The 15,094-nt window shown below is 72.9% G+C and carries 13 protein-coding genes; 6 read left to right on the top strand and 7 right to left on the bottom strand.

The window, feature by feature from the left end; genetic code table 11:
- Positions 1–51 precede the first annotated feature (51 nt).
- From ACFYM0_RS08750 to ACFYM0_RS08720, 7 genes are all read right to left on the bottom strand, one after another.
- Positions 52–1,440: a UDP binding domain-containing protein gene (locus tag ACFYM0_RS08750; RefSeq protein WP_388498231.1), complete on the bottom strand. Its 1,389-nt coding sequence runs from the start codon at positions 1,438–1,440 to the stop codon at positions 52–54.
- Between the two features lie 89 nt (positions 1,441–1,529).
- Positions 1,530–2,195, bottom strand: coding sequence for a PIG-L deacetylase family protein (locus tag ACFYM0_RS08745; protein ID WP_388498228.1), 666 nt, complete (start codon positions 2,193–2,195; stop codon positions 1,530–1,532).
- A complete protein-coding gene (locus tag ACFYM0_RS08740) occupies positions 2,192–3,619 on the bottom strand; it encodes a pentapeptide repeat-containing protein (RefSeq protein ID WP_388498225.1) in 1,428 nt (475 codons plus the stop codon). The genes ACFYM0_RS08745 and ACFYM0_RS08740 overlap by 4 nt, the downstream gene beginning before the upstream one ends.
- Positions 3,616–4,458, bottom strand: coding sequence for a sugar phosphate isomerase/epimerase family protein (locus ACFYM0_RS08735; protein WP_388498223.1), 843 nt, complete (start codon positions 4,456–4,458; stop codon positions 3,616–3,618). The genes ACFYM0_RS08740 and ACFYM0_RS08735 overlap by 4 nt, the downstream gene beginning before the upstream one ends.
- Complete coding sequence (locus tag ACFYM0_RS08730; RefSeq protein ID WP_388498220.1) at positions 4,455–6,029, bottom strand: class I adenylate-forming enzyme family protein; 1,575 nt, start codon at positions 6,027–6,029, stop codon at positions 4,455–4,457. Before ACFYM0_RS08730 ends, ACFYM0_RS08735 begins: the two co-directional genes overlap by 4 nt.
- Complete coding sequence (locus tag ACFYM0_RS08725) at positions 5,993–7,699, bottom strand: amino acid--tRNA ligase-related protein (protein ID WP_388498217.1); 1,707 nt, start codon at positions 7,697–7,699, stop codon at positions 5,993–5,995. The genes ACFYM0_RS08730 and ACFYM0_RS08725 overlap by 37 nt, the downstream gene beginning before the upstream one ends.
- The gene (locus tag ACFYM0_RS08720) at positions 7,696–8,589 is read right to left on the bottom strand and encodes a hypothetical protein (protein ID WP_388498215.1); all 894 of its coding nucleotides are present in this window, start codon (positions 8,587–8,589) and stop codon (positions 7,696–7,698) included. The genes ACFYM0_RS08725 and ACFYM0_RS08720 overlap by 4 nt, the downstream gene beginning before the upstream one ends.
- 568 nt (positions 8,590–9,157) lie before the next feature.
- Between ACFYM0_RS08720 and ACFYM0_RS08715 the strand changes: the two genes are divergently transcribed.
- From ACFYM0_RS08715 to ACFYM0_RS08690, 6 genes are all read left to right on the top strand, one after another.
- Positions 9,158–10,384 carry a M16 family metallopeptidase gene (locus tag ACFYM0_RS08715; RefSeq protein WP_388498213.1) on the top strand — a complete coding sequence of 409 codons (1,227 nt, stop codon included), beginning with the start codon at positions 9,158–9,160 and terminating at the stop codon, positions 10,382–10,384.
- Positions 10,381–11,289, top strand: a complete 909-nt coding sequence (locus ACFYM0_RS08710; protein ID WP_388498210.1) for a hypothetical protein — start codon at positions 10,381–10,383, stop codon at positions 11,287–11,289. The genes ACFYM0_RS08715 and ACFYM0_RS08710 overlap by 4 nt, the downstream gene beginning before the upstream one ends.
- Positions 11,290–11,329: 40 nt before the next feature.
- Complete coding sequence (locus ACFYM0_RS08705; protein WP_388498207.1) at positions 11,330–12,520, top strand: hypothetical protein; 1,191 nt, start codon at positions 11,330–11,332, stop codon at positions 12,518–12,520.
- A gap of 5 nt (positions 12,521–12,525) precedes the next feature.
- Positions 12,526–13,464, top strand: a complete 939-nt coding sequence (locus ACFYM0_RS08700; protein WP_388498204.1) for an ABC transporter ATP-binding protein — start codon at positions 12,526–12,528, stop codon at positions 13,462–13,464.
- Entirely contained in the window at positions 13,461–14,222 is a 762-nt protein-coding gene (locus tag ACFYM0_RS08695; protein ID WP_388498201.1) for an ABC transporter permease, read from the top strand. The genes ACFYM0_RS08700 and ACFYM0_RS08695 overlap by 4 nt, the downstream gene beginning before the upstream one ends.
- A 103-nt stretch (positions 14,223–14,325) precedes the next feature.
- The gene (locus ACFYM0_RS08690) at positions 14,326–15,087 is read left to right on the top strand and encodes an ABC transporter permease (protein ID WP_388498199.1); all 762 of its coding nucleotides are present in this window, start codon (positions 14,326–14,328) and stop codon (positions 15,085–15,087) included.
- The last annotated feature ends 7 nt before the right edge of the window (positions 15,088–15,094 follow it).

Here is a 15,094-nt window from a genome sequence, read left to right as displayed (position 1 = left end):
ACGGCCGTCACGGGGACGTCCGGTGTCGGGCGGCGGCCGGAGCGGTGGTGCTCATCGCGGGTCCGCCGGGCCGTTCGGGGCGGCGGCCAGCCAGGAGGCTCCGCCCGCCCTGCGGTACACGATGTGGTCGGCCCGGGGCTGGTCCGCCCACACCCCGTGGTTGTCCAGCACCAGCAGGGGGTTCTCGCGCGGCTCGGCCAGCAGCCCCGGGTAGGGCTCGGAGCGGAACTGCGGGTGGTCGGGTACGACCAGCACGGTGGTGGCCTCCCGAAAGGCCAGCGCCAGGTCGGTGGTGGCGGTGCCGGGGCCCAGCAGCCGGTCGATCTCCTCGGCGCTGTAGAGCGGATCGTGCACGCTCACCGGGGCTCCCAGCCTGCGCAGTTCCTCGGTGATCCGCACGGTGGGGCTGAGCGTGGACACCTTGATCCCGCCCTTGTAGGCGAGCCCCAGCACCAGGACGGGGCCGCGGGCCGCGACCGCCTCGGCGACCAGGCTGCGCATCCGCATGTCCGTCTCGACGGCGTCGCTGAGCAGCGTGAGCTGTCCCGCGTCGGCGGCGCCCTTGAGCAGGTACCGGCTGGAGAGCGGGATGCAGTAGCCGCCGGTGCCGAAGCTCGGGTGGAACGTGCCGATGTTCCACTTGGTGCCGGCCAGCCGCAGCACCTCCACCATGTCCACGTGCGGATACGCGAGGCTGAGCTGGTTGGCGAGCGTGATCTCCACGTGGCGGTAGGCGTTCTCGACGCACTTGACGAGTTCGCCCTCCACGTGGCTCGGTGCGCGGTGCAGCGTGTCGCACATCAGGGAGAGGACGTCCTGGGCGGCGTCGGCCGAGCGCGCACCGATGCCGCAGTAGATCCGGTCGAGGTCCCGCAGTCCGTAGCCCTCGACCAGGAACCAGTCACGGCGCGGCGCGAGGGCGACCAGTAGATCCCGGTCGGGCACCAGACCGGCCGTGGTGATGATCGGCAGCAGCAGGTCCTCGACGGTGCCGGGCGTCAGCGTGGACTCGATGATCACCAGCGGCGGCCGGCCGGGCTGCCGGGCCGCGGTCGCGGCGGCGATCGCCGCGACGACCTCCACCAGGATGTCGGTCAGCGGCTGCGCCTCGCGTTCGGTGGGAACCGCGATGAAGTGCACCCCGACGTCGTCCTTCAGCGCCCGGGCCGGCTCCGTGGTCACCTGGGGCACCGGCCCGGCCTGCTCCGCGACGGACCTACGGCGCTCCGCGACCTGCCGGGCGTCGACGTCGTAGCCCACGACCGAGACGCCTTCGGCGCGCAGTGCCTCGACGGTGGACCAGCCGATGTGGCCCAGCCCCCAGACGCAGGCCGTCGTGCGCAGGGCCAGCAGGTCCTCGCGGTGGGTCGGGGCGAGGTCGGCGGGAACGGTGCCGGGGCCGCCCCGGGTCGGCAGCTCCTCGATGGTCAGCATGGTCATAGCGGTGACTCCCTTGGTGTGAAGGGTCGGGCACTCGGAGCCGGGCACTCATGGCCGGGCACTCGGAGTCGGAACTCAGAGTCGGGAACTCAGAGGAGCGGACGGCCGGGGGTGAGGCAGTGGCGGACGAGACGCAGTCCTTCCGCCGCGGCCAGCCCCACGGCGGCCCCGCGGGCCCGGTCGAGGAGCTCGACCGCGTCGGGGTCCAGGGCGCGGAATCCCTGCCCGGGGTAGGCGTAGCAGGCCAGCGCGCGGAGCTTGCGGGGCAGCTGGGCAGCGGTGGGGACGTAGAGGGTGGGGACGAACTCCGCGTGGCGCACGGTGCGGTGCTCGTTCGGGCCGAACTGCAGCAGAGCGGTCCGCGGCCAGCGGCGCGACGACGCGATCGCCGCGCGGGCGACCCGGACGTGGTCGCCGTGCGAGTCGCCGTCCCAGTGGGTGAGCAGGGTGTCGGGCTCCATCTCGGCGACCAGGTCGTCGAGCAGGCCGACGGCTCGGTACTCGGGGATGTCCTCGACCTGGTCGTACCGGCCGTCCCCGAGCCAGTGCAGGCGGTGTCCGAGCGTCTGCGCGGCGGCCTCGGCGGCGGCGATCCGCCGGGCGCGCCGGTCGCGGTCCTGCGTGCTCGCGGTCTCGGACACCGTGAACAGGGCGACGGTGACCTCGTCCCCGCGCTCGGTGAGCTGGGCGATCGTGCCGCCGAGCGCGAGTTCGGCGTCGTCCGGGTGGGCCGCGACGATCAGTACGCGGGTCACGTGGAGCCCTTGCGGCCGGCTGCCAGAGCGGCGTCGAAGCCCTCCAGGAAAGCGGTGAACTCGGCCGCGGCCGGTCCGTCGGCGCGGTGCAGCGCCTCCGCCAGGCCCGGGCAGCGGTTGGCGAACACGGGGGCCCGGACCCCGGTGAGTACGGCGTCCCTGACCGGGACCTTGATCCAGGTGGACTGGTACATGTTCGCGCCGTCCAGGCGCGCCCCGCTGAGGTCGGACTGGCTGAACCGGCTGTAGGCGCAGTTGGCGTTGCGCAGGTCGGCCCCGCGCAGATCCGCGGCGAGGTACGCCTGGACGAGCGTGGCGCCCTCCAGGACCGCGCCGCGCAGGCTCATGGCACGCGGCGGGTCGCCGGTGATCATGGCGCGGTAGAGGTTCGCGTGGCGCAGGTTCGCGCGGGCCAGGTTGACGTCGCGGGCGGTCAGGCAGCGCCCGGTGAATCCGCTCAGGTCCGCGTCGGACAGGTCGCTCTCCACCAGGCGCAGGTTCTCGCCGTGCCCGCCGCGCAGGACGGCGCCGCGCAGGCTGCTGGAGCTGACGGACGCGCCGGTGAGGTGGGCCTCGGTCAACCGCGCGCCCGGCAGGTCGCAGCGGTGGAACCGGGCTCCGGTGAGATCGGCGCCGGTCAGTTCGGCGCCGGTCAGCACGACGTCGGCGAAGTCGGCGTCGCGGGCGGCCAGCGCTGCCGCGTGCACGGTGTCACCGCGGACCTCGGACAGGCGCAGCCCGGGGAGCGCGGCGCCGGCCAGGACCAGGCCGTCGGCAGCGGTGAGGCGCTGCAGGACCAGTCCCTGTCCGCTCGCGTTGCGCAGCGACGCCTCGCGCATCGACGACTTGGTGATGGTGAGCTGGTCCACCAGCGCACCGTCGAAGAAGGCGTCGTCCAGCAGGCACTCGTTGATCAGCGCGCCCTGGAGGTTGGTGGCGCGGGCGGACCCGTCGGAGAAGTCGCACTGGTAGAAGAAGGACGCGGCCAGGTGGGCTCCGTCCAGGTGGGTGCCGCGCATGCTGCACCCGTGGAAGAGGGTGCCGGTGGCGTCCCGCAGGCCGGTCAGGTCCGCACCGTCGAAGTTGCAGGTCTGCGCGGCCAGGGCGTGGACGTAGGCGGAACGCAGGCTCGCGTCCCGCAGGTTGGTGCGCTCCATGCCCGGGCAGACCATGGTGACCTCGGCGAGGTCGGCCGCCACGAGCAGGGTGCTGTGCAGGACCGCCCGGCTGAGCGTGGCCCGGCGCAGGTCGGCGCCGCTCAGGTCGAGACCGGTCAGATCGGCCTCGACCAGGTCCAGGCCCCGGCCGGTGGTGTCGATCAAGTGCTGGGTGATCTCCGACAGTTCCTTCAGGACCGTCGTCCGGTGCGCGTCCTTGCTCTGCGCCAGGCGGGTCATCAGCTCCAGATGCGTGCTGTTGCTCATACGGTTGCTCCTGCGTCGTGATGGTGGATCAGTTCTCTCAGCCAGGTGGCGGTGCCGTTGGCCTGAGGTGCGCCCGGGGCGGGCGGGCCGTGCTCCATGACCAGCACCGCCGGCCGGGTCAGGCGCAACAGGTCGGGCAGCAGCCCGGCCAGCCCGATGAAGCCGTCGGCTCTCGAACGGTCGGCGGTGGCGGGCTCGTGGCCGTGCCGGGGGTAGCGCTCGGCCGTGGTCTCGTACACGTGCATGCTGCGGACCCGGCTCCCGAAGGCGGACGCGAATCCGAGCGGTGTCCCCAGCTCCGCTCCGAGCAGGTGCGCATGGCCGAGGTCCAGGCAGAGGCCGAGGTCGCGGTGGGCGGCCAGGGCGCGCTGGTACTGCTCGGGGGTACGCATCAGCGGGTGCGCCGAGAGGTTCTCGACGAGGACGGGAACCCCGTAGCGACGGACCAGCGCGGCCGTGGCCGCCAGGAACTCCTGGCCCGCTTCCTCGAATCCGGCCTCGTGGAAGGGCGGGTAGGGGCTGGGGAAGTGCACCACGACGTGCAGGGCGTCCAGGTCCGCCGCGCACCGCACGGTGGCCTCCGTCAGCCGCAGCGCGGCCGCCGCCTGCCGCGGGTCGGGGCCGGTGGGCGCGAAGCGGCGCAGTGGTGTGCCGAGGTCGTACGGGACCGGGGTGTGCAGGGCGGGCCGGATGCCGTGGTCCGCGCAGAACCGTGCGATCCGGGGCAGCGCCGAGCCGGGGTAGCCGTAGAACTCGATCACGTCGGGCCGGTAGGCGAGCAGGGCTTCGAAGTCGTTGCGGTCGGCCAGGGCCGCGGTCGAGACGCCGAGCAGGGTCATCGGGTCACCTGCGGCTCGGCCGCCGGGATCGGGGCCGCGGTCCCCGCCGGGTGCATGGTCCCCGCCGGGCGCACGGTGTCCGCCAGGTGCGCGGCCTCCGCCAGGTGTGCGGCGGCGGCCCGGTCGGCCTTGCCGGTACGTCCCAGCGGAAGCTCCGCCACCAGGTGGACGCGCTCGGGCGCCTTGTACTCCTCCAGCCGCTCGCGGCCGTAGGCGCGCAGTTCGTCCTCGGTGGGGTTGCTGCCGACGGCGGGGACGAAGAGCAGGTGGACGCGCTCACCCAGCATCGGGTCCGGGACGCCGACGGCCAGGCAACCGCCGCAGTCCGGATGCCGGGAGTAGACGTTCTCCACCTCCAGCGGGGCGATCTTGACGCCACCGCGGGAGATCAACTGCTTCTTCCGTCCGACCAGTCGGACCAGGCCGTCGGCCTCGCGGACGGTGGCGAGATCGCCGGTGCGCAGCCAGCCGCCGGCGGTCGCCTCGGCCGTGGCCGACGGATCGTCCAGGTAGCCGGTCATCAGGTACGGGGTGCGCAGGCACAGTTCGCCCGTGACGCCGGGGGCCGCCGCGTCCAGGCCCTCGTCGGGGACGATCCGGAACTCCACCCCGGGGCCGGGCCGGCCGATGGTGCCCGCACCGGCCTCGTACTGATCCGGGGTGAGGATGAAGTCGGAGGTCGAGGTCTCGCTGAGCCCGTAGACGTCGGCGATGCCCGTGCCCGGAAGGGCCGCGCGCAGCCGCCGGCCGAGTCCCGCGGGCAGCGGTTCCCCGCCGGTGATCCACAGGGCCGGGGAGCCGGCCTCCCGGAGAGCCGTACGCAGGGACGGTCCCGTGCCGGGGGCGTCCAGTTCGCGGTTGATCAGCCGCAGCATGCTGGGCACCACGGCGATCCGCTGCACGGACCGCTCGGCCAGGCGCCGCAGGACGGATGCCGCGCCGAACTGCTCGACCAGCTCGAGGGTGCCGCCGGTGGCCAGGGTGAGCAGGGACGTCCACTGGCCGAAGGTGAAGTTGAGCTGCAGCACCTGCACGGCCCGGTCGCCGGAGCGGAACGGCAGCACCTGCGCGATGGCCCGCAGCTTGGCGGTGAACGCGCGGTGGGACAGGACGACGCCCTTGGGCCGACCGGTGGACCCTGAGGTGAAGGCCACCAGCGCCTGGTCGGCGTCGAGTTCGCGGGGCGCGGGGTGCGTCGGCAGGTCCAGGCGGCCGACCCGGTCGGCGGGGCGGTCCTGCTCCGGGCGCACCAGCAGGCGGGCGCCGGTGCGCAGCGCCGTTTCCCGCAGCACCGTCCGCGGCACTCCGTGGTGGACCGGGACGACGATTCCGCCGGCCCGCCAGATCGCGAGCTGGGCCGGGATGTCCGCGCAGCGGTTGCCGACCGAGAGCAGCACCGGCTCCCCCGACCGGTGGCCGGCGGCGGCCAGGCCGACGGACATCTCGGATGCCGTGGCCGCCAGTTCGGCGTAGGTCAGGGACTGCGTGCCGCTGGTGAGCGCGGTCTGCCCGGAGAACCGGTCGCAGGCCTCGGTCAGCAGGGTGTCGAGTCGCTGGTGGCTGGTGTCCACTCCGTTGCTTCCTTCCGGTCCGTGGTCGGGTGGGATGGGGATGGGGCTGTGGTTGGGGTGGGGGCTGTGGTTGCGGCGGGGGCGATGGGTGTGGCCGGGGCTGTGGGTGTGTCCGGGGCCGGTGCCGGGCGCACGATCGGATGGCACTGGTGATCGCGCAGCCGTCCGCCACCGCCGAGCGCGGTGATCAGGCGGTCCACCCCGAACATCAGTCCGCCCAGCGGCGGCAGTCCGTGTTCCAGAGCCGCCAGGAACTCCTCGTCCAGCTCGGTGACGCCGAGCTGCCGGCCCTCGCGGGCCAGCGCCTGCTCGGTGAAGCGGCGCCGCTGTTCCACCGGGTCCGTCAACTCGCTGCAGCCCTGTCCGACGTCGAGGCCGCCGATCACCAGGGTCCAGGCCTCCACCAGCGCGGGGTCCCGGCGGTGCGGGCGGGCCAGTATCGCGCCCTCCAGCGGGAAGTCGAGGACGAACGTCGGCTCGCGCAGGCCCGGTTCCACGAGCTTGCGGTAGAGCAGCACGGCCAGGGCGCCGGCCCCGGATCCCGGCGGGACGGGGAGGCCGTGGCGCTCGGCGTGCCCGGCCAGTTCGGCCTGCGAGGTGGCGCTGTCCACCGGCGTGCCCAGTACCCGGCCGAGCAGGTCGTGCAGCCGGTGCCGGGCGAAGACCGGGGCAGTGCTCCCCGGGCCGTTCAGGGCCACCGCCGCGGCGGCCACCAGCTGCTCGGCCAGATCGGCGGTGGCCAGGTAGTCGCTGTGGACCAGATAGGCCTCGCAGGCGCTGAACTCGGGGAAGTGCGTGGCGTCGACGCCTTCGTTGCGAAAGGACCGGCCGATCTCGAAGACCCGGTCCATCCCGCCGACCATCAGCCGCTTGAGATACATCTCGGCGGTGCCGCGCAGGTGTAGCGGTATGCCCCAGGCGTTCATCCGTGCGGTGAAGGGACGGGCGGTGCCGCCGTGCACCGGGTGCAGCAGCGGGGTGTCGGCCTCGGTGAACCCGCGGGCGTACAACTCCTCCCGCAGGACCCGCAGAACGGCGCCCCGGCGCCGGGTCCGGGCGGTCTCGGCCGGGTCGAGCATCATGCGCTGGTAGCGGTGCCGTGCGGTGGCCGGCCGGCCCGCCCCGGGGGCGGCCTCCGATCGGCCCGCCCCTGCTGAGCCCTCCGATCGGCCCGCTCGGGCTCCGCCCACGGGCCGGCCCGGCAGTGGGCGCAGGGCCTTGGAGGCCAGCCGGAAGTCCACCGCCTCGACGGCCAGGGCGCCGCTGCCCGTGGTGATCAGCTCGCCCTCGACGACCACCAGGTCGCCCAGGTCGACCGACGCACGCCAGCGGACGCGCGGCTCGGCCGCGGCACGGTCCCCCGGCAGGAGGATCTGGATCTCCTCGGACATGTCGCGCAGGGTCGCGAACTCCACGTCCCGGTGGTCCCGGCGGCTCATGATCCGGCCGGCCACGCTCACCCTGGCTCCCGTACGGATCCGTGGCGGGAGCCCCCCGTAGCGCCCTTGCAGGAGGTGGACGCGGTCGGCGACCGGCTGGGCCGCCGCGTAGAGGTCAACGCCCTCGGACAGCAGAGCGGCGCGCTTGGCCAGCCGGTCCCGGATCTGGCCGGAGCGTCGTTCCTGACCGTGCTGGGGGACGGCGGGCGCCGGCCGGGCCGAGCTGTTCATGCCGTCGCGAAGTCGGTCAGGCCGCCCGAGCGCACCTGTTCCGCGCGGCGAAGGGTGTCCTGGTCGAGCGTGCGAACCGGGGTGACGAGGCCCTGCGCCATCAGCGAGGCACGGTAGCGCCCGCACTCCTCGGCCGTCCCCACGGCCAGCGTGAAGTCGCGGTGGTGCAGTGCCGAGATGATCAGTTCCGTCGCCCGGGCGAAGTCGATCCCCGGCAGTGCCGTCAGCATCGCGCCGATCAGGTTGTCGAAGGACAGCTGATGGGGGGAAGCGGCGATGTACAGCGCGTGGTCCGCCGTGCCCACCGACTGCTCGCTGCAGAAGGGCTCCGGGTAGGCGGGACGCCAGAAGCAGGAGTCGGGGTCGTCCCACAGAGGCTGGATCAGCTTCCGCAGCCGGGCGATGTCGCGCCACTCCTCGGGGAGCAGCGTGCCCGGCGGATAGGCCTGCGGGACCGTCGAGTAGTCGCCGAAATCGGTGGTGAGCACGGCCGTGCAGGTCTCACAGCCGCGGCCGAAGACCGACAGCTGGAGTTCGAACTCGCCCAGGTGGTCCGGGGTGTGCAGGACGTTGGTGAACGGGCCGCGCCGGTAGCCGGCCCGCACCCGGGACTTGACCCGGTCGGCGCCGGTCAGCGCGTCCGGGCCCGTCACCAGCAGCATCTCCATCGGACGCGCGCCGTACCAGAGGTCCAGGGAGAGGTGTTCGAGCGGATGTTCCGTGCGACGGGTGTCGGCCCAGGCCCGCACGATCTCCTCCTCGCCCAGCAGCAGCCGGTGCCGGCAGACGACGGTGAGGCCCGCGTCCTGGGCCGCCTCGACGACCGCCTGTTCGAGATTCCGCTCGACCCCGTCCGGCTTGATCAGGAACAGGGAGTGCTGATCTGCCATTGAGCTCTCCTTCATGAGTACACGTGTGCCACGTGCGCCACGTGTGCGATGCGCCCCGGAAGTGCACGGTTGGACCGGGCCCGGCCGAGCGAAAATTGACGGCTACGGAATCCGACAATGCCGGGAATGGGGCTCCGCGTACATTGCCGAATTTGCGTGACACTCCCCTCGGGGACCGTTTTGGGGTGACCGTGAAATCGGGAACGAATTCACGTGACACGCGATCTCGTGACAGGCAGGAGCCGGGGAATTCGTTGACACCGTTCGGGTTTTCCGGTGAACTATTGAACGTGCCGCCGGGGAAACAATCCCGACGGGACGAGCACCGAATTATCCATTCCATCTCTTTTGAGGAGCCATCATGACTCGCAACCACCTGGTCGGCATGCGTCCGCGTCTGGACAAGGTCAACGTCCGCACCGGCAAGTAATTCGCAGCGCTGAGGGTGTCGTCGGGCATTCGCCCGGCGGCACCCTCGCCTGCTTGGACCCGCGGGGCCATACCCGCGGGGCCACACCCGCTTCCCCGTTCCCCCGTTTCTCCGTTTCTCCGCACGACGGGAATTCCCATGAACGCACCGCTGTCGCTCGACGTCCCCGTGGTGGTGAACCACGAACCCCGGCTGCGCACCACGAGCCTTTGCTTCGCGCTCGGATTCGGAGCGCGACACGATCCTCCCGGCAGTTCCGGCGTCGCCCACATGCTCGAACACCTGGTGATGTCGACGCCGTTTCCGGACGGCCTCTCCCTGTGCGAGCGGATCGAGCACCGCGGCGGCGAATGCAATGCCATGACCGGGCCCGAGTCGCTGGTGGTCCACGCCCAGGTCCTGAACGAGGACGCCGCCGAGGTGGCCGAGTGGATCTGCCGTGCGCTGCTGGACCTGCGCGTGGACCAGGAGCGGCTGGACACCGAGCGGCGGGTGGTCCTGCAGGAGCTTTCGGCGGCGGCCTCCGACGACGCGGACGCCGTCCAGGAGGCCTTCCTCGGCCGTCTCTTCGCCGGTCATCCGCTGGGCTCCCCGGTCGGCGGCCTGCCTGGGACGGTGTCCGGGCTGACCGTCGACTCGGTGCGGGACGCTCACGACCGCGCGCTGCGGACCGCTCCGTTCGCCGTGTCCAGCGTCGGCGGCCTGACCGAGGAGGCCCTGCGCGAGGCGCTGTCCGTGGCGGGGCTGGGCCGGATGGCGCGCGGTGCGGTACCGGATCCGGGCCTCGGTTCGACCGGTGGAGTGCCCGGTCCGCTGACCCCGGGTCTGGTGGAGCGGTGGCCCGACGAGTTCTGCTGGATGCTGGTCGGGGGGCGCGCTCCCCACGCCACCGATCCGCGCCGGCACGCCTCCGCGATCCTCGGATACCTGCTCGGTGGCAGTCCCGCGTCACCGCTGTACGACCGCTTCCGCAACCAGGACGCCCTGGCGTACTCGTTTCGCTCCTGGTCGCGCAGCTACAGCGATACGGGAGCCTGGCGGATGCTCGCGGGCTGCGAGCCGGACAACGCCCCCCGGCTGCTGGCCGCGTTCCGCGAGGTGCTGGACCAGGTGGCCGTCGACGGTCCGCAGGAGCAGGCTTTCCTGGCCGCCAAGCGCCAGGCGACCGTCGAGGCCGTCCGGGAGGCCGAGGCTCCGCTCGACCTGGCCATCGTGCTGGCCACCCAGCGGCTGCTGAGCGAGCGGGTCTGGGACGCGGACGAGGAGATCGCCGCCCTGAAGGCCGTGACGGCCGAGCAGGTTCGCGGCGCGGCGGCGGAACTGTCCGCGCAGCTGATCGCGGTGATCCGGCCGGAGGGTCGATGAACGGCGAGGCGGCAACCGTCACGGCCCCGCCCCCTCCCACGGTCCCTCCCGCGCCCACGGCCCCGCCCCCTCTCACTGCCGCCGGCTCCGCAGCCGCCGGTTTCACTGCCACCGACAGCTATCTCCGAGCCGCCGACGAGGTCGGCCTGCTGAGCCGCCTCGACGGCCTGCCCCTGGTGGCGGGCGAGTATCTGGAGCCCGCCAGCAGGGAGTTGCAGTGCCTGGTGGAGTACGCCGCCCCGGAACTGCTCGCCGACGCGCCCCGGCTGCTCGACACCCTCTTCAGCCGTCACCCCGACTGCACGGCTGCCGTGGTGCGGGTGCCGGCGCACCTCGCTCCCCACGCGCTCCTGCAGCCCCTGCTGACGTATCTGCGGCACGTCGCCGAGCCGCCGCCCACGCCCGGCGCCCGCCCGTCCGACGCCGTCGACATCCGCGATGCCGCCGACCCGGACCGGGACGCGGTGGGCCGATGGCTCTCGCAGGCGATCCGCGGGGCCTGCGCCGGCCGCGGTGCCACCGTCGACGAACTCGGGACCGAGGACTGCGTCCGCGGCCTGCTCACCGCGCCCGACCGGCGCTCGTACCTGGTCAGCGCCCCCGGACAGGTGGACCCGGTGGGTCACGCGACGATCCTCACCGACGCGTACGACGACGTCAGCGGCACCGGCTTCGTGGAACTGGTGGACATCCTGGTCGAGGACGGCGGCCTGCGCCGGTCCGCGACCGACCGCCTGGTGGCCGCCTGCGCCCGCACCGCGGCCGAGCTCGGCCTGCCGCTCATCGGCCACGTCTCGCACCCCCGTGACCCCGACGGCGCGGATCCGGCCGCCACGATCGTGGCCGCGCTGTGCCGCAAGGGCTGGACCCCGACCCATCTCTACCGCTACGCCGCGCGCCCGTGATCGAGTCCGCGGCCGGCGCCCAGGCTTCGAGGAGCTCCCGATGACCCCTGATCCGCGCTCGTCCTTTCAGATCGACCTCGACCTGCTCTACGAGCTCCTCGACGTCGACCGCAGCCTGCCCGTGCGCCGGCTCCTGCAGGCCGCCCGGCTGGTACGCGGTGTGCTCGCCCCGCTCGTCCTGTCGCTGGCCGTCCGCGAGGGCACCCCGATGGGCAGCGGCTCGCGCGGCGAGCTGGAACGCCTGCACCGGCGGATCGACACCTACGCACGCCTGACCGAGGAGATCGCGCGGGTGCCCGGCGCCCGCGTGGTCAAGGGCCCGTCCCTCGCCCGCTACTACCCCGAAGGCGTGCTGCGGCCGCTCGGCGATCTCGACGTGGTCACCTCCACCGAAGCCGCCCTGTGGCAGGTGCTGGCGCTCGTCACGGACCGCCACCACAGCGACGAGGCCGAACTGACCGAGCTGTACGCGGACGGGCAGCGGCACGTGTTCGCGGGCGTGTGGTGGACCGGTGAGGATCCGCTGCTGGACCCCAACCACTGCGTCGACATCACCACCTTCGCCTTCCACGGCCAGCCGGGCCTGGTCCCGCTGCGCGCCGCGCTGCCGGAGGACCAGGCCCACGCCGACGTGCTCTCCCTCGCGGAGGAGCGCTTCCAGCGCCCGTTCACCGTCAAGGACATCCTCGACCTGGTCTTCGTCATGACCTCGCCCGCGGCCCCGTGCAGCAGCGGCCTGATCGCCGCCGCAACGGAGTTCGCGCTCGCACCCGAGCTGCTCGAACTGTGCGAACGGGTGCGTGCCTGTCCGCGGCTCGCCGCCACCTTGCCGTCCGAACTCGTCGACGGTCTGCGCGCACCGGCCGAGGCCGAGAGGCTGCGCCGCGCCGAACGGCCCGGCGCTCTCCCGCAGGCCGGCGCTCCCCAACAGGCCGGCGGTCCGCAGCAGTCCCCGGCCCCGGTCCCGGCCGACGCCTCACCCGCACCGCGCTACGGAATGCTGCTGGCCACCCCGCTGCGGCGCGGCGAGGGCGACAGCTGCACCGAGCACCGCTGGAGCGGGGGCGCCATCACCCGCACGCCGATCGCGGACTTCCTGATGGTCCCCGGCGAGCTCGTCGACCCGGACAGCTACGAATCCGCCCTCACCGAGCTGAGCACGCTCACTCCCTGGCCGCTGCGCCCCGACGACCGCCGCCCGGCGTGGCCGCACTCCGACAGGGGGGTCTGAGCCCGATGGCCGTACTCGACATCCGCGATCTCAGCCGGACCTACCGCAGCAGGCGGGGCCGCGAGGTCACCGCGCTCGACCAGGTCACCTTCCAGGTCGAGCAGGGTGAGGTCCTCGGCCTGCTCGGACCGAACGGGGCCGGGAAGACCACTCTGTCCCGCATCCTCACCACCCTGCTGGTGCCGACCTCGGGCAGCGCCCGGGTCGCCGGCTTCGACGTCGTCCGCCAGCCGCGCGAGGTGCGCAGCAGGATCGGCCTGGTCCTCGGCGGTGACCGAGGCCTGTACGGACGTCTGACGGCGCGCCAGAACCTGCGCTACTGGGCCGCGCTGCAGGGGCTGGGCACCCGGGCCGCCCGCAGTCGCGCCGACGAGCTGCTGGAGCTCCTGGGGCTGTCCGGCCGCGCCGACGACCGGGTCGAGACCTTCTCCCGGGGCATGGTGCAGCGGGTCCACCTGGCCCGTGCACTCCTCGGCGAGCCGACCGTACTGATCATGGACGAGCCGACCAACGGCATGGATCCGCACGCCGCGACCGGTTTCCGCGAGCTGGTCCGGACGCTGAAGGACCGCGGCACCACCGTGGTGCTCACCACGCACGACATGCAGGAGGCCCAGGCGCTGTGCTCGCGGGTGGCGCTGATCGACCACGGCCGGATCCTGCGGATCGGCTCCGCCACCGAACTGCTCGCCGACATCGGCGCCTCCCGCACGCTGACGGCCCGGGGCGTGCCCGCCGAGACCGCCGCGCGCATCGCGGCGCTCCCGGGCGGCGCGGCCACCGACGCCGAGGGCAACCTGACGGCCCACCCGGCCGACGAGGACACCCTGTCCCGGGCGCTGGTGCTGCTCGTCCAGGTCAGGGCGTCCTCGATCGCGGTCACCGCGCCCAGTCTCAGCGAGGTCTACCGCAGCATCATCGAGGACCGGGAGTTCGCGCTGTGATCCTCCCCTACGCCCGAGCACAGGGGGTGATCATCGCCCGCTCTCCCGGCATGCTCGCCACCCTGGCCGTGATCCCGCTGTACTCGCTCGTCTTCTTCCACTTCCTGCAGCGCCATCACCGCGAGGACCTCGCCACCACGGTGGCGCTGACCTCCTTCGTGATGAGCCTGTGGGCGCACTCCGTCTTCGTCGCCTCCGGGGTCGTCGACGACGACCGGTCGGACGGCACGCTGGAGTTGTCGCTGCTCAACCCCGGGCGCTACCTCACCTCGCTGATCGTGCGGATCGCCACCACCACCGTGCTCGCCCTGGCGGCCCTGGCCGAGGTCGTCCTGATCGGGCGCAGCGTGTTCGGAATGGACGTGGCGCTGCACAACCCGGGACTCGCCGTGCTGGTCGTGGTCCTGCTGGCCGCCGGCTGTACGAGCAGCGCGCTGCTGGTCAGCGGGCTCATGATCATGGTCCGCGGAGCGCGGACCCTGCAGAACTCGCTCACCTATCCGTTCTACCTGCTGGGCGGGCTCATCCTGCCCGCCTCTCAACTGCCGTTCCCGTTCCGGGATCTGGCCAAGGTCTTCTTCCTCTCCTGGGGCACCGGACTGCTCCGCAGCGCCGCTGCCGGCGGTCCGGTCACCCAACTGCCGGAGCGGCTGGGCATGCTGTGCGCCCTGATCCTGCTGCAGGGCCTGCTGGGCGTACTGGTCCTGCGCCGCGTCCTGACGTCCATCCGCAGCGGAAGGGTGATCCTGCATGACTAGCCAGACGGGGGCGCCCCCCGCTCCCCTCCCGACACCCCTCCCGACCCCCCTCCCGACTCCGCACCCCGTCCCTCGCCGCACCGTCGGGGCGACCCTCCGGCTGATGGGCTACGGGGCTCTCGCCAGCTATCAGGACTACCGCGCCATGTTCGGCTGGCGCTCATGGCTGGGCGGCTGGCTGGTCAGGCTGCTGTGCCAGGTGCTCTTCTTCGCGAGTCTGGGGCAGCTGCTCGGCTCCCCGGGATCCCAGGGCTACCTCGCCCTGGGCAACGCCGTCGTGCTCGGCCCGCTGGGCGCGCTCGGCGTGGTCTCCTCGACCGTCGGCGAGCGCCGCTCGGGGACCCTGCAGTTCCTGCTGCTCAGCCGTACCCCGCCGTTCCTCGCGCTGGCCTCGCGCGGCCTGCACTGGGTCGCCGACGGCCTGATCACCTCGACGATCGCGCTGCTGGTGATGAACCTGCTGCTCCCGGTCCACCTGCACTGGGCGGCACTGCCCGCCATCATCGGCGTGACCGCACTGATGACCCTCGGCACCTACTCCGTCGCCCTGTGCCTCTCCGGTATCAGTCTGCGGATGCCGGAGTCCCGGATGTACCTGACGGTCGGCACCACCATCGTCCTGATGCTGGTGGGCGGGGTGAGCACGCCGGTGCCGCAGAACGGTCTCCCGGCGGTGCTCGCCCAGCTGCTGCCGGTCAGCCACGGCCTGGAGGCCGTACGGCAGTTGGCCCAGGGCGGCGCACTGCCGCTGCCGCTCGTCCTCGGCGAGCTGCTGGTCGCCGCCGGCTGGGCGGCGGCGGGATTCCTGGTGCTCACCCAGGGCCTGCGGCACACCGTCCGCTCCGGCACGCTCACCCTTCGCTGAACCCCCG

The organism is Streptomyces sp. NPDC006487, from assembly GCF_042870555.1.
Classification (GTDB): Bacteria; Actinomycetota; Actinomycetes; order Streptomycetales; family Streptomycetaceae; genus Streptomyces.
This window is presented reverse-complemented; position numbering and strand designations above follow the sequence as displayed.